The following is a 19,023-nucleotide window of genomic DNA, read 5'->3' as shown; positions in this document are numbered from 1 at the left end:
GCGCTGCGACAGGAGCGGCTCGAGACGATCGCGCAGCGGACCCGGGACCGGGCAGCCGAAGCTCCGGCCGGGCTGCCTTCCCGGGTGGTCTCGCAGGACGGACGGTGGCATCCGTCCGCCGGCGAGCCATTCGGACCGCGCCACCGGCCGGTTGACGGCTTCCGAGCGCGCTTCGGGAGGATACGCGGCGCCGAGCCGGATGACAGGATCACCCGTGGCTGCGGCAGGCACGGTGTATCGTCAGCGGTGGCAGGGACTGCTGCCACCGTCTGCGCACCGCGGCCCGGACACGCTGCGCTCAGGCGACGGAAAGAGGCGAACGCCTCGTCAGTGCGATGACCATCACGCCCCTCTGCGCGGCATGCTGGTCCGGGGCGTCGTGCCGCAGTCGGGATCTTCCGTGTCGAAGGACAGCAACGCGCTCCTGCGTACCAAGTACACAGGCGAGTCGTACACCCAGGCCCATCACTGGCTCCGGCGCAGCGGGCTCTTCCATGGCCTCGTTCCGGACGCCGACGACCCCCAGCAGATCCGGCTGGAGGCAGCCGCTCTCCTTACCCTGGCGCGGCCCACCGCCAGTGGCCTGCCCCCGGTCGACGCGGCGGGGACCTTCTTCGGCCTCGGGGGTACGAGTCCGGGCGCGGACGAACTGGTCCTCCTGCCCGCCAGCGGGCTCCACGGGAGCGTCCTCGCCCGGCTGCTGCCGAGCCTGACCTCGGACGGCGCGGTCGTCGGGATTCCGGGCCTGCGTGTCTTCGTCGACCGGGCCAGCCCGTACCTGTGGCTGCGGCGGCTCGGAGAGCACGCCGCCCTTGATGTGCTCCCCAGCCGGCGAACCAGTGCGACGGCCGCCCGCGAGCACGTCAGCGCCGCGACGCTGGCCGTCCAGCAGAACGGCCTCACCCCCTTGTGGGATCTCGACCACCAGCACGAACGTGAGATCGCCGCGTGGCGCGCACTGCGGGCGGAAATCGGCGACGACGGGCCGCGGTGGAGCCGTGCGCTGCGCCGGGGCGGTCTGTTCGTGGGTGGCGCGCCCGGGTGGCGGTCGCTCGCGCCGACGGACGAGGAGGTCCGCGGCCCCAAGCCCGACCACTTGGTGCCGCGGCCGGTGGCACCGGAGGCCGCGGAACAGGTCAGGGGTGTGGTGGCCGTTGCCTCGGCGGACGGGCGCGGCGGACGGGGCTGCACCACGCTGGTGCTGGCGCTGGCCGGCGCGCTGGCGCGTTCCGGTGTTCGCGTGGTGGTCCTGGCCGGCGACGACGCGGTCGGCGTGTTCGCGGCCTTCCGTGTGGGGCCCCCGCAGCCGGGGGTGTGGGCGCCTCTGCCCGGTGGTGTCCTGCGGCAGCCGATCATGCTCGGCTCCCTCACCCGGGAGATCGCAGAGCGGCAGGTCGCGGCCGCGCGTGCCGAGTTCGATGTCGTCCTCATCGACGCGGGCACCGACTACCAGCACCGCGAGCTGGCCTCGTCCGCCGACATCGCCGTCCTCCTCGCCAAGCACCACCCGAGGGACTGGGGGTACGTGGAGAGGGTGGACCACCGGCCCGAGGAGGTCCGCTTCTTCGAGTGGCTGAGCCAGCGGGCGGACGAGTACGTCCACCGGGCTCCCGCGGCAGGCACCGACCGCCGGCGCCTGCTCAACCTGCTGACCGAGGAGCTGCAGTGGTTCCGGCCCCCTGCCCCTGCGGGCGGCGACGAGCACCAGGAGCTCTTGGACCCTCTGTGGTCCCGGGACGCCGCGGCCGCTGATGTCGGACCGGACGGCGAAAACGACCTGCCCTACGATCCGTCGGACCCCGAGGATGTCGAGGACTGGTGGAACGAGACCTGGTCGGACAGCGCGACCGTCACACTCGACACGCCCTTCCCGGCCGAGCTCCCCGCCCCCGGTGACCCGCGAACCCGTGAACGACAGCGCGCGCTGGTCGAGTTCCTCACCCCGGAGGGACAGCGACGCCACGGCGCCCAGTGGGCGGCGGCGACCACCGAGTGGCTCACGCGCCCGCTCGAGGAGATCGTCCAGGAACTCACGTCCCGAGCGGAGCACACCGTCGACGGGCTGCTCGACGAGGTCCAAGAGGCGGCCGTCGAGCGCTGGGGACCGCGGTTGTGGCACGAGAAGCGGGGTGTCTGGGCAGCGGCACAGGAGGCCGGTGACGATCTGGTCAGCGGGTGGGCGGACATGATCGAGCAGCGGCACCGCGACGTGCCGGCCGAGCAGACCGCGCAGGCGCTGGCCCTGGCCGTACGGCAGCGGCCGGAGACCACCGGCGTCCTCGCGCTCATGGGACGTGAGAGGCAGTTTCCGCACCACCGGCTCGCCGCGGTCCGAAAGGCCCTCCCGGAGGGCCTCGCGGAGGTACTGCTGTGGCCCGAACAGACGGACCTCGCCCGCCAGTTCCTCACGCCCGAACTGCTGAGCCACCGCTCCGGTCCGGCTTCGGTGGCAGCCAACCGGGTCGCACAGACCGTCGTCCGGCAGTTGCGGCTGGCGACCGTCGGCACGCCTGCCGCGAGCGGTGGAAACAGCCGCCTGGAGTAGTGGCGGCAATGCCCGCCTGCGGCCGGTCGCGAAGGCATTTCGCGGCCGGCCGGGTGGCCGGGCCCGCGGGAGAAGGACGCGCGGTGGCGGCTGGGCCGCGGGGTCCCGGCGCAGGCCGACCCTGGCCAGCTCCAGCGTGAGCCAGCGCGGCAGCAGCGCCGGGGCGGTACCGGGAGGAACGACCTCGTGGCGGCCCGACGCGGTGACGGTGCCGGGCGCAGCCGCTGTCGACCAGCCGGCCCGCACGTCGACCTGCCATCCGAGGCGGCTCGCCCGCGCGGTGAAACGCTGCCCCGCCGGCACCCGGTACCAGAGGTGGATCCCGCCCGACGGGGTACGCCGTGAGGGTGGCGGGCGTGTGCAACAGGCTCTCGGCCCGCCGGACCCGGCACAACAACTGAAGCACGTCCACCCCGGAGGGCACCCGCTCCGCCTCCGGGACGTCCCCCAGGTCGATCCCGGGCAGCAGCAACTCCCGCTCGGGCAGCGGGTGTCCGTGGTCGTCCAGGTCGAGCACCACCAGCCCGGACGGCCCGGCGGCCACACCGACCGCGAGATCCCGCCCGCGCCACCACCGCTCGATCAGCTCGCGGCTCGTGGTCGCGGCCGCCACCCCGTGGCACCAGCGGCCCGCCACCAGGCATCCGCACGCACCTACCCCGGCGCCCGCGAACCCGCACCCCGGCCGCTCCCCCGGCTCCGACACGCGGCACCGACCGCAGTTGCGCACCGGGACCTTCGCTCCCGGCACCAACGGATGCACCCACCACCCCACCTGCGCGCACCGCAACGCCAACTCCAGGCCCCGGTTCACGCGCTCACCGCCCGCACGCCCCGCTCCGGCGCACCGACCCACACCGGCCGGCCCGGATCACGCACGTCCCACCCGGCCCACGCGTCGTCCAGCAGCTCACCGGACACCGGGTCGACCACGCCCTCGGGCACCAGCCGAAGCGGCGGCCGCGCCGGCGCCCTGCGTTCCTCCCGCCGCCGCGCGCGCAGGTCCAGCAGGATCCGGTACGCCTCCCGCTGCCGGGCGTGCGCCTCACGGCGCTGCTCACCGCGGCCGGCGGTCCCCCTCTCCTGCGCGGCCCGGTCCAGCAGTTCCTCGTCCGCCTGGACACCGAGGTGGCCGGTGAGCGCGGCGGGCAGGTAGACCAGGCCGTCGGCCTCCACGACCAGGCCGTCCGCGGCCAGCCGGTCCAGGCGCCGGCGCACGGTGGTGCGGTGCACGCCCAGGGCGGCCGCCAGGTCCTGCGGGCTGCGGCCCTCGACTGGGTCCAGGCATGACAGCAGCCTCGCGCCCGTGCCGGCGTGAGCGTGGTGGTGGAAGGCGTCGTGGGCCTGGATCCTCGCCAGTGACAGGGTGTCGCGCCCGGCCGGCACCGCGGTGTGCATTCCCGGGTCACCTCCCGCCCCCCTCCCTCCCTGGGCTGGGGGGTGTCCCGGCGCTGCACGAGCGTCGTCACCGGCAGCGGCGGGGATCCGCAGCGTCCACGCCCCGCTCGCGTGCGGGCCGCCCTGCGAGGACCGCCGTACCAGCCAGCCCGCCTTCTCCAGACGCTCGTTGCTGGCCTCCGCCGTCGAGCGGGCGCACCCGATCAGCTCGGCCAACTGCCGGACCGACACATGGTGCTCCAGCCCGCCGGCCCGTTGGGCCAGCTCCAGACGGGCCGCCAGGTGCCGCTCGTCCACGCCACCCGAGGTCCCCCGCCAGATCGTCCGTTCGACCGCCTCGCGCACCCGCGCGATCTCCACCAGCGCATCCGCACGGCACGTCACGGCACCCGACCGGCCAACGAACCGCCGCGCCCGCACCAGCATCTCGCCCAGCTTCGCCTCGGCGTACCGATCGCCCTTCGACGTCCGCAGCGACCGCGCCCACGCCCCACCCGCGGTCGGGCGCAGGACCAGCGCCTCCCACCACTGCGCCGGCGTCCACTCCCGGCCGGGCTGGCTGACCGCGACCGCGATCGCCATCGTCAGCCGGTAACCGCTGTCACCACCGCTGCGCCCGTGGTAGCGGCCCTCGACATCGCCCTCCAGCAGCAGCCGGCGCGCCCGCACCGAGAGCCCCGGAAGCCCTTCCACCCACGCCGTGAGCCGCCAACTCGCACGCCGCCGACCCGGTCCTGCCGAGCCATCAGAACGCCCCTCGGAGTGCGAGCGCCGCCGTCCTGCCGTCCGCCCGCTCACGCCGCCCGCACCTCCTCCGACAACGGCCGAACCGCCCACCCTGCCAGCCGAGCCCCCCAGTCCACCCGCTCACGCGCGACCGCCCGCTGCCCCCGCGCATCTGAGATCCGCTGCTCCAGGAGGGCCTGCGCAGCCCGGACGCGAGAGGCCTCCCCGGCCTCCGCTGCCTGCGCGCGCACCCAGCCCGTATCGCCCGTCCCGGCCAGCCGCCGGCACTCCGCGGCGACCACGGCCCGCACCTCCGCCTCGACCTCGACGCAGCCACCGAGCCGCTCGAGGACCTCACGGCGCCGGTCCTCTAGGAGGTCCCGGGCGGCGCTCCAGCGAGCGAACGCCACCTCACCCTCGTCCGCACCCACGGCCAGCGTCTCAGCCGCCCGCTGCTCGAGACCGGCACGCAACCGACGCTCCACCGCCGACCGCTCACCCCCGCCGCCGGCCACCACCAGGTCGACAACCTCCGTCAGCAGCTCAACGACCTCGGCCCGCCACCCGCACACCGCACACCGCCCGGCCACCCCGGGCAACCCGCACCCAGCGCACGGCACAGCCAACCGCTGCTCCTCACGCAGCCGCGCCTCGTCCCGCCGCAGCTGAAGGGCCGCCGCCGCCTGAGCCTGGACCCGGAGCTTGCCCTCCCGGCGCACGGCCGCGGTCGCCGCCTGGACCTGGACGGCATGGTGGACCGCCGCGTCCAGCTCACCGCGCTCCACGCGTCGCCCGCTGGCGGTCAGGTCCCGCAGTACCGCGCCCCGCACTGCCCGGGAATCCCCGTGATCGGACTCACAACTCGCGCACGGTGCCGCCGAGTCGATGCGCACGCCCTCGTCGCACAGCTCCGACCAGCAGTCGACACGCTGCCGAAGCCCGCGGCTCAGCATCCAGCGGACCGGATCAGCCACCGGAGCCGAGCCCTGCTGACCCATCCGACGAACGAACCGCGCCCGCAGCGCCCTGCCGGCACGCTCCCTGCCGACCAGACCCGACAGACGCTCAAGCTCCCCCACCACCAGCGAAGTCAAGAACTCGCGGCGGCCCTGCCGCGGCAGGTGGGACCACAGCCACACCACCGGCTCCACCACCCAGGCCAACTCCCTAGGCACCGACTCCGACGACGCGAAAACCGGCTGTTCCCCGCGCAGCGGGCCCGGCCGGTCCTCGCGCTCACGCGCACGAACCCGCCGCGGCGGCTCACCCCCACCGGCATCGCCGGAACAACCACCAACCAAACCAGCACCAACACCACCATCAGTAACCACCACCGCGTGGGGAGCGTGGAGCCCCGCACCACCGGCGCGCACCGCAACACCGGGCTCCAACGCCTCATCACCCGCAGCAGACCCGGGCGCCGCAAGGGGATCAGACGCAACACCGGCTCCATGATCGCCAACCGCACCAGCGGCGCGCTCGTCGACCTCCTCCTCCGAGCCGCCACCAGCCGCCAGACCGTCCCGCGGCGCAGCGGTGTCCGGCGCCTCACCCTCCGGCCGGCCGTCGTCAGCGACGCCGCCCAGGACGCGACCAACGGGCTTCCGCGGACGGGGAACCGCCAGCGCCACGCCGTGCGCGGAAGCCACCGCGGGAACCAGCAACCGGCTCTTGCCCAGAAGCCCCGAACCGAGCTCCTCCCGGCACACCACGACGACGCCGGCCCGCACCAGACGGCCAAGAACCTTCGCGCCACCACCCACCTTGCACCCCAGCAGCTTCGCGACGGTCGCCGCGCACCGTCCACGACCGCGCGCGACCGACCCACCGATCAGCGAGGCCCGGCCGTTCTTCTGGGTCTGCAGGACAAGCAACAGGAGGGCGAGACGATCCGTAGCAGCGCCAGGGCCCTGACGGCCGGCCAGCAGGCCCGGCTCGGTGACCGGCCCGTCCTTCGGCGCCCAACCAGGACCGAGCACCCTTTCGCACAACCGAAGGAGCGTGGCGAGGTCCCGGCGCAGCAGGCGCAGCGGATGGTCACCGCCGGCCGCACGGGCAGCCCGAAGCGCCGTCAGCTCGCACACCAACCCGGTGACCTGACCCAAGTCGTCCGTGGTGACCCGGGACTCGACCACGCCCGCCCGGCGCAGCACAGGCAGGACGTTGTGCTCGATGTGGGACGTTCCGACCCCGAGCCAACGCCCGAGCTCCGCCTGGCGGATCTTGACACCACAACGGATCACGGGAGACTTCGCCAGGAGAACGAGCGCAGCTAGACGGGCCGCATCGGACAGACCGGTCAGCTCCGGACTGTCCAGCAGAAAGCGAACAGCGCGCCGAAGACGGTCACGCATGACCTTGGTCAGCAGCAGAGGACTCTTGGGTGCGCTGCGCCGCGATGCGGTGGGATCGGCAGGGAAAGAGGCTGGCAACGGTGCGAAGTAGTCAGGGGATGCCGACGCAGATGAACTGAATTCAGGCATGACTGAGCCAGCCCTCGAGTGGGTAGCTATGATGTGCTCCGGTCGAGAGAAATAGGCAAACACCCATCACCGCCCGGCAGGTGGTCTGATATTCAGCCGGGAAGGTGTGTTCAGTTAGGGAGCTGGCTCACCTCTCTCGATTGCTTTGGCGGGGGACGTGATCCTGCGAGAGGCCCCGTTGTGCGCGGCGATGGGCTGTGAGGCGACGATGTGGCGGGCACATTGGTGCGTGAAGGGGGGCTGTAGGGTGCCGGAGCTCCTGCCCATGGCTCCAAGAGGCTCCTCGTCGACCAGATGCGTCGAAGAGGAAGAGGGCTCTGTAGCTGATGCCTTGTAACGAAAGCGTCTGCTTAGTCGCGGCTCTTGAGTGATGAGGACGCGAAGGCGTGGCGATGGGGCCCCGGTCTAGAGAAGTAGTTCCTGCACATGCGCTGGATCGGTGACGATTCGTGAGGGAAGGCTGAAGCCATCCGGAAGCTCAGCAACCCAGACCCCGATCGGAATGTGGAAAGAGCACTGGGTGGACCATGAAGCATCGCTCAGGAGCACAAGAGCCTCGGCCATTGTGTGGGTGACCTTGACGCCGTCCTTTGTGACCCACAAGAGGCTCGTGCTGTTGAACTGAGCATCATTGAGAGCATCGCGAGCAGTGCTCACCACGACCGAGTGCCAGATCGCCATGTTCCTGGCTTCGCTGCGTGAACGACGATCTCCGGGCCAGACGATTTGGTCGGCGACTGCGAAGACTCGAAGAACGATGACGTCGTCACCGTCCAAGTGCTCCGGGTTCATTAGGCCGAGTTCGATGGCCTTGCTTGCCCAGACCCGATTGACGTCTGCGGCTCGTGCGAGTGAAGCGGGGGTAATGCGCCGGCTCAACGAACGTCACCTTCCCTGGTGTGGATATAGCAATCCCAGCTCAGAGCAGACTAGCGCATCTGCAGGTGGGAATGTCACGTCGCATCACCTGGGCGTGGCGGATTGGCGTTGGATGCCCGATTCGTCGGCTCGCTAGATGCTGAGCCGTGTCACGTCGTGTCACTACCTATCGAAATCCCCACGCTTGAGCTGGCCTGCTACATCTCGCCCCAGAGTTGCGTGGTGTTTTGACCGGGGCCAGCTGGCACCAGGGAAAGTCAGAGCAGTATCCGAGTCGGCACTGTCCTGGAGGCCGTCGGATGAGCCTAGGGTGCGGCGGAGTGAGTGCGAGCCTCAATTGCCGTTAGGTCGTGCCTGCATACTGACATGCCTACAGAGAAGGATGGGTGGATAGCTACAGAGCTACAAAGATAACTACAACGGCGAAGGGGTTCGAGTGATTGGAGACAGGCGGAGGCAGAGGCACCTGTGGCCGTGTGTTGCGCTGGGACGGGAGGATGCGGCGCGAAGTCGGGCAGTGGTGAACGATCCTGCAATGCAGGAAAGCGCCCGGGATGCGGGCATTGTCTGAGTGCACCATCGGTGCGTGATGTTCGAATGTCGGTACAGGTAACAGCAGTACCCCTGACGGGCCACGGTTTGGTGGGCAGTCAGGGGTACTGCTGTTGCACTAAGAGCGGTGCTCCTGAGGCGATCGGGCAGAGTCACCGAGGCGACTCACGGCAGGGGTTCTGCCTCGTTGATGTCGGACATGAACAGATCGAGCGCGGCGGAGTAGACGTGGACTGCCATTCGCGCCCTGCCGGCCTTGCGAAGATCATTTGGGAGCTTCGCAGCCACGGAGTGAACCTGGGGGCTTACGCGGTGGCTGGCCTGCTTGCCAGCAGGGACGTCTCCCTTGCGGCGCATGAAGAAGGCCTCTGCGATGGCCAACTGACCATCAAGATCAGCGGGAAGGTGTTGGCGCATTGCCGCGTCGATGTACTGCGCGACTGTGTAGGACCTCCCGTGAAGGTCTCGATCGGTGGCGACCCGCTCGTTGAGAGCCCTCACTAGGTCAGGCGAGAAGCGGAAAGGGATGGTTTCCCAGGAGTTCTTCTGCAACTTCAGATCCATGTTGCTTTCAGCCCAGGACTCATCGATCACCGCTCGGAGCGTTGGGGCCGGGGTCTGGACGACCGGGGCCTGCACCGCCGGCGTCTGGACAGCCGGGGTCTCGACGACCGGGGTCTCGACGACCGGGGTCTCGACGACCGGGGTCTCGACGACCGGGGTCTGGACAGCCGGGGTCTGGACCGCCGGGGTCTCGACGACCGGGGCCTGCACCGCCGGCGTCTGGACAGCCGGGGTCTGGACAGCCGGGGTCTCGACGACCGGGGCCTGCACCGCCGGCGTCTGGACAGCCGGGGTCTGGACCGCCGGGGTCTCGACGACCGGGGTCTGGACAGCCGGGGTCTGGACCGCCAGCGTCTCGACAGCCGGGGTCTCGACGACCGGGGTCTCGACGACCGGGGTCTCGACGACCGGGGTCTGGACAGCCGGGGTCTCGACGACCGGGGCCTGCACCGCCGGGGTCTGGACAGCCGGGGTCTGGACCGCCGGGGTCTGGACAGCCGGGGTCTGGACGACCGGGGTCTGCACCGCCGGGGTCTGGACAGCCGGGGCCTGCACCGCCGGGGTCTGGACAGCCGGGGTCTCGACGACCGGGGTCTGGACAGCCGGGGCCTGCACCGCCGGGGTCTGGACAGCCGGGGTCTCGACGACCGGGGCCTGCACCGCCGGCGTCTGCACCGCCAGCGTCTCGACAGCCGGGGTCTCGACGACCGGGGTCTGGACGACCGGGGCCTGCACCGCCGGCGTCTCGACGACCGGGGCCTGGACGACCGGGGCCTGCACCGCCGGGGCCTGGACAGCCGGGCTCTGAGGCTTAGCCGCAGTAGAAACCTGACTCGGAAGAGACAGGTTCGGCTCGTGGCCATGGAGATGTACCACGTTGGGAGGCAGCTCAGGGTCGGGTTCTACGGAGGCGGCCGCAGCACCCTGACCGACGTATGACCTGTTGACGACTTCGTCGACATTTGCCTCGCTGAACACGTCCGCACCGCGCTGGGTCACGGTCCGTCGGCGTGATGCAGGGCTGACACTCAAGCCTGCAGCCTTCTTAGCGCGCCGCTCAGACACTCTCCACCTCCCGTGGTTCCGCAGCATCTGCGATGGCCCATTCGTCCTGCGGGTGGTCGATCCGATGCAGGATCTCCTCGACCAACTGGGTGTAGCGCTTTCCGGGCGCGTGGTTCGGGAACTGAACCACCACAGGGCCAGCAGGGCCGAAGCAGTCCGAGATGCGAACGTCGGTGCGGATGTCGGTGACGAACGGCATCAGGCCTGCCTTGACCATACCGTTTATGACGAACACGTCCTGCGTTGTCCACTTGGACTCAGGATTGGAGTCGTTGAGGAGGACACCGAGGAACTCGGGGGCGCACTCACCCTGCGTGAGCTCACGGACCTTCTCCACGGTCGGCTTGATAACGAGAGCGCCCTTGACGGTCTGGCGTTGGGGATTGAGCACCGTGATCACGAAGTCGGCAGCAGCGTACGCGATCGCGTTCAGTGACGACATGGAGGGCGGCGTGTCGATGAGTACGAAGTCAACCAGTCCGCGGAGGTCGGAGAGGATCATCCTGCGGAGAATGGGCGTCGTGCTGTAAGGCTGCGTGATGAGTGCGTTCTGAGCCTGAGTCATCGTGCTCTCCTCTGAGGCGAGGAGGTACAGACGGCCTGCTTCTTCAAACTCCTGCAACAGGTGACTCTGGTCGAACCAGATGTCCGTGAGGGCCTTGACAGGCAGGTTCTGCAGCTTGTGCTGAAAGGTCAGACCGAGGGACCGGAAGATCCGCTCGCCCTTGAGCTCGATGCCGATGGCCTCGCCGGCCTGGGCCTGGGGATCCAGGTCGATGATGGCAACGTCGAAGCCGGCCATCGCGAGCCGGGTCGCGATGTTGACGGTGGAGACGGTCTTGCCGATGCCGCCCTTCTGGCTTGCGATGGCGAAGACGGTGATCGGACGGTCTGCCGATCTGGTGTCCTCGTCCGGCAGGGCATCCGATTGAGTGTCCATCTGCACCTTCGTGACCTCTTGTTTGGTTGCGTCAGGCTGCGTCGCAACAAGTTCCGCGCCTGCAAGGGGGGCATCGTCGTACCCAATTTGGGACAAGCAGGCACAAGAGGAACTGGCCTGAGGTGAACTCAAGCCCGTGCACCGCGCCCGGATGCTACGACGCAACACGACCCTAGCAGTTTCGCTTGGGCTGGTGGACTGGGATGTGTCGGCGTGTTGACCTGGGAGGTGAGCGGTTGTCGGTTATGTCCACTAGTGCCCGGTTGTTGCAGTCGGCCCAGCGGGTCGGACGAACCAGCTCCCCCTGCCCTGCGGCCACTGAGGCCAGCCTGTTATGGGTGAGCTGGAGGCGACCTGTGACCAGAGCAGGCAACGGGGCGTGAGGTATGAGCGCGTGTGGTCATGGCGTGATTGTTCGGGCTAGAGAACAAGCCGTGAGGTTGCTCTAACACTGACCGCAATGGATGTACTGGCAGGCCATTAGGCCTCGTGCACAGCAGCTAGGTGAGTGGCAGTGAGGTTTGGAGTAACAATGCGCGCGCTGAATAACTGATTCATGAGCTATTGCAGTTGAGGGTCAAAGAGTCGTTGAGTTCATCAATACAAGCGAAGCGGCTCTAATAGCTCGTTGTCACTAAGGGTAGGTGAGGTGGCAAGTCGTAAAAGGCGAAGTCACGCAGGTAGTACGAGGAGCAGATGTGCAAGTAGAGATGTGGGCGCAACATACAGAGACGACGAGCGCGGGTGACTGAGCGGGCATACATGTAAAAAGTAAGGCTGCTGGGTCGGTAAATGGACGGTAAGGCGCAGTCGAAATATGGGATGCATGTGAGAGTGGAGTAAGTCTGTAAGGCACACATGCGCAACGAAGGGACATGAGGAACAAAGGGAGGTTGAAGTGGAAAAGCAGGGGGCATTAAGCACTAGAGCATGACGGGAGGACAGTAGATACTGCCGACCGTGAGCCGACCGGAAGGGACGACGCCGTGAGCGTCAGCACGGGTGCGCCTACACAGATGGATAGATGCATCCCTACCTAGATCCCTACCTAGATCCCTACAGACCTACCGCCGTGCCTACAGAAGTACCTACAAGACTGCCTACAACGACAGAGTCGAGTAAGGGGGTGGGTTTAGTGGTGAGGGTTCCTGGCAAGTGATGTGTGATATTCAAAGTGCCTGTCGTGAGGTTATGGGATAGGCATGAATATGCGCGGGTGTGACGCAGTGGGAGAAAGTCCGTATCGGCTGAGGTGTTGAAGTTCCTTGGGATGTTGAGGAACGGTGTAGTTCAGATTAGCCTGGAAGCACATGGAGTTGATGGGCTGCCAAGCTGCGACAGTGCGTGTGAGGATACTTTGCATAAAGTAGACGCAGACATTGGCGGGTTGCGTTGTGTGAGTAGTGAGCAACCGGACTCCATGCTTTCCCTGGCGGCATTGTTGTTAGGTCGGCGAATGGGCGCAAATATCCGCCTAGTCATCGCAATATGAAAGGTGGCTTGCGAAGGCGCCATGTAGAGAATATGGCCTCTAGGGAGCAAATTGGAGCGGCATATCAGATGCCGCGCTGTGTAGGTTGTTGGTTACAATGAAAAGTCCGCACTGAACTATTTCCATTTGCGCGACAGTCTATCTAGAAATAGTCGTCAACGTGACGACGGCACCGTGAGGCATGGTTCGTACGAAGGGGAAGAGGCTATTCTGGAAGTAAATACAAGTATGCAAACGGAGGGCTGTAAATGGAGGGGTGATTTGCATTGCAGTCTCTGATCTAACTAGACAGCTGGCAAGTTGTTGCAATCTTTTGGCTGGATGGTGCAGACCTTTTGTGACAGTCATCAGTGGACATCTTTTGAATGTCAGTTCAAGGCGCGATTCTGGGTTGTGCTATGCGATGGGTCATTAGGTTGCTGAAAAGGCGACGCAGGGCATGGTGTACGTGACCGTGAAGCGAGTTCAGCGGCAGGTCTGATGCTGGAGAAGGCAGTTGACGCCGCAATTGGGACGGCCAGAACATGGCAGAGGGTGGGTTTGGTCAGCTGGCTTAGGCCTACGGAACCGAGCAGCAACCATGCCGGTGGAGGTGGTGCGGCGGCCGTTGCGTGAGCTGGTCCTTCTCAGGGGTGGTCAGTTGCAACCGTTCCACGACAGGTTCGCGTAGATCCATGAATCCACGAGCGGCGTAGCTTCTGCGGGTAGGCAGCGCTCTGATGGCGGCACGCCCGGAATCCGATCTGCGGCTCACGATGCCTGACCGTACGTCGTACCCCGCTATGCTGGCGCGACGGTTCGGCTAGCGGAGCCGAGATTCGCGTGCGGCTGGCCGGGGCCATCCTTGACGCTGAGCTCGGACCACGTTTGGTCGAGTTCCTCACACTCAGCGGCCAACAAGACAGTGCAGTTCCGCAGTCATCCCCGCATCTGGCCTGAGGTTTCTCCAAGCCGACCTTTGTGGAGCTACCGTGGTTCGGTCATGGTGGTCCCGAGTACCCCAGGCGATCCGGTCCGGAGTGGCCGGCCCACCGTCGAGGCCGGTCCGCCCGTCGGCTGGCTCTCGCCACCACGTGGCCATCGGCGACCTGTACTGATGTAGCGGCGGTCTGACGCTTCCGGCAGCTGGGGCTGCTGGGACGGGTCCGCGCTGTCGAGGCGCAATGACGATAGGACCCCTGGTCACGCGCTTTCGGCGGCCTCCAGGAAACCAGCGTGCTGTACCAGAGCATCGCCAAGTTCCGTGCGCCGTACGCCGCCCGGCACCCCGCTCCTCCACAACGCAATGCCAGCCGTGGCAATCGCCTGGCGCCGGTAGGGCGGGAGGTCGTTCGCGACCGTGTCGTCGCACAGCGGCAGCAGGCGGGTCACGACGGCGCGAGCGGTGGGGGAATCGGGGTGGCGGGCGGCGCGCCGGGCGACAGCGTCGGCGCCCGACAAAGCAGCGGTCCGTTCGACGGTGGTCAGGGTGAGCTCCAGCCAGATGGTGTCGTCCAGTGCCTCGGTGAAGGCGAACTGGCCGGCTCCCACGAGCGAGGCCGGATCGCACGGGTCGAGGGCGAGCACGGCGCGCCAGATCGCGATCCCGCGCTCGAACAGCGGGCCGTTGGTGCGGCTTGCCTTGCGCGGCAGTGACCACGCCACGTCGTGGAGCAGCCGGGACAACGCCCTCGGAGCGCCGTCGCCGACCGCGACCAGACCCAGGAACGCGTCGTGGCCGCCGAGCTCTTCGGGCAGGGCGATCAGGAGGACCGCGCAGATCCGTACGACCTGGGCGGCCGGGTCGTCACCGCGCAGGTAGGCGGCGAGGCCGGCCCGGTCGAGCTGGCGGACGACGGTCAGCACGGTGGCGGTGTCCGCGTTCTGGTGGGTGAGCCATGTCAGGACGGGCCGGGACGGATGGTCGAGGCCGAACAGGAGGGCGTGGTGGTCGGCGGTCCACTGGGGTGCCCGCTGGAGGAGGTCGGGCAGGTGGGTGCCGATGACGGCCAGGGCGCGGTCGTCGGCTTCGGCGTCGAGGAGGGCGGTGAGCAGGGTCGCGAGCTGCTCGGGCAGCTCGCTGTCCGGGCCGGTGTGGGCCAGGCCCCAGTGGATCAGTGCGTCCAGGTGCCCGGCCACGGCCGGCGGCCGGTCCTCCTGGGCGCGGGCAGGGGCTGTCCACGTGGCCGCGGCGCCGAGCAACCACGCCACCACGACGTCCTCCAGAGCGTCGAGGTCGTGGCCGCCGGTCCACGCGCCGCGGACGAGAAGGCACAGCGTCAGCTCCAGCCCGGCGCGGTCGTCGGGGTGGGAGCGGGTGACCTCGGGCAGCAGGTCCCAGGCGGCTCGCGCGGCCTGGGCGATCACGGTGCCGCAGTCGGGGAGGGGGCACGGTTCGGCTTGGCACTGCGCCTGCACCGCGGCGAGGTAGGCGCAGGCCAGACCGGCGTCGTCGAGGCCCTCCACGGCGTCCGGGATGCACGACGCCCACAGGGCGGGGTCGGCCGCGACGACGCGGCCAAGAACGCTGCGTGCGTAGCCGTCGGAGAGGTCCTTCTGGCGGCGGGCCGCGAGGGCGCGGGCGGCGGCGCCCACCCCCTGGGCGGTGGCGAGGGCGCCGATCTCCCGGGCGGCGGTGGCGAGCCGGTCCAGGAATCCGTCGTCCACCCGGAAGAGGGGCCCGGGCCGGCGGTCGGGCGGGCCGGCGATGCCGTTGAGCGCGTCGACGACCGGATGCCACGGCTCGAGGACGGGGGCCGGCAGTACCGGGGACAACGCCCGCACGACCCACCACACGGGTGCGAGCCGGCCGAACTGTCCGGCGGCGGTGGCCTCGAGCGCCGCGGCGAGGTCGGCGGGCTCGGGCGGCGAGCCGAAGGCGCCGGCCAGGACCGTTTCCAGGTGGTCCCGGGAGTCGTGCGGGCAGTGCTCCACGACGTTGGCGACGAAGTCCACGACGTCGTCGCTCACCCGCACCACCGCGCCGAGACCGGCGGCAACGCCGAACGCCCGCTCCCACCACGCCTCCTCGGCTTCAGGTGTCGGCGGGACCTCCAGGAGGTGCACGGCGGTGAGCCGGTCGGCCGACCGCCCGGCGGCCGTCCTCTCCCACTGCGCGGTGCGTTCTCCGAGGGCCGTGCCGTGGTGCGACTCGGTGCGGGCGTAGTCGAGTACGGCGCGGGCGGCGAGCCGCGTCGCGGACGGGCCGAAGTCGTCGGCGACGACGAGCGCCCGCAGATCGCCGACCAGGTCCAGCTCGCCCCACGGCAGCTCCTGGTCCTCCGCCGCCAGCGCCGCTCCGAGCGCCTTGGCCAGCACCGCGCGGACCGCCACCCGCAGGACCGGGTTCTGCTCGACCAACGGCGGGAACACCGCGGCCTGGAGCTGGAGGAGGCCCTGCTGGATCTCCCACAGGTGGCCACCGGGCCGCACCAACAGGCGCAGCAGCACGTTCTTCGTGACGTCCACCCACGCCTGGTCGCGCTCGGGCGCGGGGATGTCGTGGAGCCAGCCCACGAGGTGCTGCAGCAGGGCGTCGAGGTGGTCGTCCTGCTCGGAGACGGCGCGCACCAGATCGGACGACGGAGCGCCGATGGTGCGCGCCACGCGTACCAGTCCGGCCAGCGCCCCGGCGCCGGCGCCGGTGAAGGCGGGAAGGTTCGCCGTCAGCCAGGACAGCGCCTTCTGCGGATCCGCACCCGCGATGCGGCGCAGGTACGGTTCGGCCGGCCACCGGCCCGGCTCGGGCAGCAGCCGCTCCACGGTCAGCGCGTCCAGCCACAGCGGGCACTCGGCGTGCTCGAAGAAGTACCGGACCTGACGCGGCTGGTGCCAGCGCCGCACCGCCTCCACGTCCGACGCCGACGGAGCCCGGAGCCGCACCAGGCGCAGCAGTTCGGGCGCCAGCGCGGGCAGGCCGAGGACGAGCTGCTCGACGTGCAGCACGATCTCCTCCAGCAGCCGGCGTGCGGCGTCGGCACCGCTGTCGTTCTCGGCGCCGTCGACTTGCCCGCCGTGCAGGACGCCCGAGGCGTCCGCGTAGAACCGGCCCCACAGGCGGACCGCCTCGGCCTCACCCGGTCCGGGCGCCTCCCGGGTCAGCTTCTGGACCAGGTGCTCGATCTGGCGCCGCCGGTAGCCGCCCTTGTCCTCACGCTCGCGGGTCCAGTACGCGAAGGCCTCCCGGAGGGCCGCCAGGTCATCGCCGCCGTCGGCCTGTGCTGGCTCGGTACGCCGTGCCGTGCTCTGCCCGTGCGCCGCCCGGACCGCGGCGAGGGCGGCCAGCAGCGGCTCCTGCTCCTCGGCGTCGGCCGGCAGCGCGGTCATCGGCGCCATGAGGGCCAGCAGCACGGTGACGGCCTCGAACCCGGCCTTCGGATCGGGGCGGTACTGCGCCGGCACCGCCAGCAGCTTCCTCACCGCGGCGCCAAGACCTGATCGAGGGTCGAGGAACGTCGGCATCTCCTGCACGGAATCAACGGCGGCCAGCAGCGCGTCCAGCGGTCCGGCCGGCCGGACCGGCTTCCCGGCGGCGCGACCCAGGAAGACCTGCAGCTCCCGATACGCGCGCTCCTGAGCGTCGAACACCCCCTCGAAGTCACGGCCCGCCTCCTTGAAGAGGCTGTCGATCGCCGCCCGGCACGACGCCATCACCCCCTCGTACGGCTGCTCCCAGCGGGCGGCCTCGGACAGCATCATCCGGGCGTCCCGCAGATGCCCCAAGGCCCGAACTCCGTTGACGCCCAGGTCGGTCAGAGCCTTGGCGATCGGGGACCCGGGCGTCAGCCGGGCGGGGTCGACATCACTGGGGGATACGCCATCGAGGGTCACCGGACCACGATATCGGCCGGACTGCATCCGTCTCACTGGTGCGGATGCACCGCCGGGTGTCGTGCCCCGGTTCTGATGCGGCCGTACTGCGCCCAGCCCGGTACACCGGTGGCCCAGCCACCCCGCCGGGGGTGCGCACCTGGACGCTACGCCTTCGCACGGGTGCTTCAGGGACTCGATGTTCGCGGCACCGCTGCTCGATCGCGGCCAGCTCGACCCGGCCCGGGTTTCGCCGCCCTTAGAGGTCGTTTTCGTCCGATGTTTCATCCTGGAATCAGCTGTTTGGTCTGCGGTGTCGGGTCACGCCAGGAGATGGTGTTCTCGCTGGTGAGGCGGCGCGCCATGAGGTCGGTCATGGCGAGGTGGATCATGGCTTCGGAGCGGGTAGGGAGGGCTTCGTAGTCGCGGGCGAGGCGGCGATGGAGCATGAGCCAGCCATAGGTCCGCTCGACCGTCCACCGCCTCGGTATCGGGGTGAATCCCCTGGTGCCGGGCTTGCGGGCGGTGATTTCCATGTCGATGCCCAGAGTGGCGGCGTGCTCGACGAGGTGCTGGCGGTAGCCGCCGTCGACCCACGCCTTGCGGATGCCGGGGTGTTCGACAGCGACCTTGTCGAGGAGTCGGGTTCCGGCGACGGAGTCCTGCACGCTCGCTGCCGTGACCAGCACCGCGAGGAGGAGACCGAGTGTGTCGGTGACGATGCTCCGTTTCCTGCCCACGATTCTCTTTCCCGCGTCGATGCCCTGGCCGGCGGCGGGGACGCCGGTGGAGGTCTTGATGCTCCGGGCGTCGATCACGCAGGCCGACGGCTCGACGTCCCGCCCCTCCTTCTGTCGAAGCAGTTGTCCGAGCAGGCCGTTGAGCTGGGTGAACACGCCGTCCTGCTGCCACTTGGCGAAGTAGCCGTAGACCGTGTTCCAGTTCGGGAAGTCGTGCGGGAGGTAGCGCCACTGGACTCCGGTGCGGTCCACGTACAGGATCGCGTCCATGATGTCGCGCAGGTCGTGCTCGGGCGGCCGGCCGAAGTCCAGGGCTCTGCCGCGGCGCTCGAAGCGCCAGGCCGACAGAACTGGCTCGATCAACTCCCAGCGGGCATCGGACAGATCACTCGGACAAGGGCGTCGCGTCGGCATACTTCCGAAGTACCGCAGCAGACCGAGTGCGCCCAGGCGCACGACACCGGCGCCGGGAAGCAGACACCGCGAAGAGCGGACATCCTGGAATGAGACAGGTGCAAACCGCACCCCGTCCCACCTGCACCACCGTCCGACCCATAGGCCTCAGCCGTGTCCACAGTCGCTTCCGCACCATGCCCGGACACTTCGAGAATCACCCTGCACCCGGGCCAAGTAGATGACAACGACCTCTAAGCTTGTTCTGCAGTTCACCCGGGTCGGTGACCTTCTTCTTCTTGGGGTGGTTGGGGCTATGAACTCGCGTCGCTGGTGGCGGGGAGTGCACACTTCTCGGCTAGCTGCTGGTTCTTGAAATCGGTTGAGCGCGAGACGCACAGGATGAGAGACTCGTGAGTGCGGGTGCGTAGCTCAGAGGACAGAGCACCGTTAGGCAG

At 69.0% G+C, this 19,023-nt stretch carries 8 protein-coding genes and 1 pseudogene; 1 reads left to right on the top strand and 8 read right to left on the bottom strand.

The window, feature by feature from the left end:
• Positions 1-214: 214 nt before the first annotated feature.
• Positions 215-2,545 (top strand): hypothetical protein, encoded by a 2,331-nt coding sequence (locus tag ACW14Y_RS40880; protein ID WP_456988784.1) that lies wholly within the window; start codon positions 215-217, stop codon positions 2,543-2,545.
• Between the two features lie 153 nt (positions 2,546-2,698).
• Here the strand turns inward: ACW14Y_RS40880 and ACW14Y_RS40875 are convergent.
• The 8 genes and pseudogenes from ACW14Y_RS40875 to ACW14Y_RS40840 form a co-directional block, all read right to left on the bottom strand.
• Positions 2,699-3,359 (bottom strand): annotated as a pseudogene (locus ACW14Y_RS40875) (bifunctional DNA primase/polymerase); the annotation flags it as partial.
• Entirely contained in the window at positions 3,356-4,636 is a 1,281-nt protein-coding gene (locus ACW14Y_RS40870) for a MarR family transcriptional regulator (RefSeq protein ID WP_456988504.1), read from the bottom strand. The gene ACW14Y_RS40870 and the pseudogene ACW14Y_RS40875, both read right to left, overlap by 4 nt.
• Positions 4,637-4,737: 101 nt before the next feature.
• On the bottom strand, positions 4,738-7,152 hold the full coding sequence (locus ACW14Y_RS40865) for a hypothetical protein (RefSeq protein ID WP_456988502.1): 2,415 nt from the start codon (positions 7,150-7,152) through the stop codon (positions 4,738-4,740).
• A 405-nt stretch (positions 7,153-7,557) separates the two neighbouring features.
• Entirely contained in the window at positions 7,558-8,031 is a 474-nt protein-coding gene (locus ACW14Y_RS40860; RefSeq protein ID WP_380304650.1) for a hypothetical protein, read from the bottom strand.
• A gap of 717 nt (positions 8,032-8,748) precedes the next feature.
• Entirely contained in the window at positions 8,749-10,146 is a 1,398-nt protein-coding gene (locus tag ACW14Y_RS40855) for a hypothetical protein (RefSeq protein WP_456988500.1), read from the bottom strand.
• A 58-nt stretch (positions 10,147-10,204) separates the two neighbouring features.
• On the bottom strand, positions 10,205-11,152 hold the full coding sequence (locus ACW14Y_RS40850; protein ID WP_380304646.1) for a ParA family protein: 948 nt from the start codon (positions 11,150-11,152) through the stop codon (positions 10,205-10,207).
• Between the two features lie 2,674 nt (positions 11,153-13,826).
• A complete protein-coding gene (locus ACW14Y_RS40845) occupies positions 13,827-17,453 on the bottom strand; it encodes a hypothetical protein (protein ID WP_456988497.1) in 3,627 nt (1,208 codons plus the stop codon).
• Positions 17,454-17,716: 263 nt separating this feature from the next.
• Entirely contained in the window at positions 17,717-18,586 is an 870-nt protein-coding gene (locus ACW14Y_RS40840) for an IS5 family transposase (protein WP_456988495.1), read from the bottom strand.
• Positions 18,587-19,023 lie beyond the last annotated feature (437 nt).

Source organism: Kitasatospora sp. cg17-2, assembly GCF_054031055.1.
Note: the sequence above shows the minus strand (reverse complement) of the source record. Positions and strands in the feature narration are given on the sequence as shown.

What these genes read in the sequence shown, in the direction of transcription:
- ACW14Y_RS40865 (WP_456988502.1), bottom strand. Translation starts at nt 7,152, where the DNA reads ATGCCTGAATTCAGTTCATCTGCGTCGGCATCCCCTGACTACTTCGCA.
- ACW14Y_RS40850 (WP_380304646.1), bottom strand. Translation starts at nt 11,152, where the DNA reads ATGGACACTCAATCGGATGCCCTGCCGGACGAGGACACCAGATCGGCA.
- ACW14Y_RS40840 (WP_456988495.1), bottom strand. Translation starts at nt 18,586, where the DNA reads ATGCCGACGCGACGCCCTTGTCCGAGTGATCTGTCCGATGCCCGCTGG.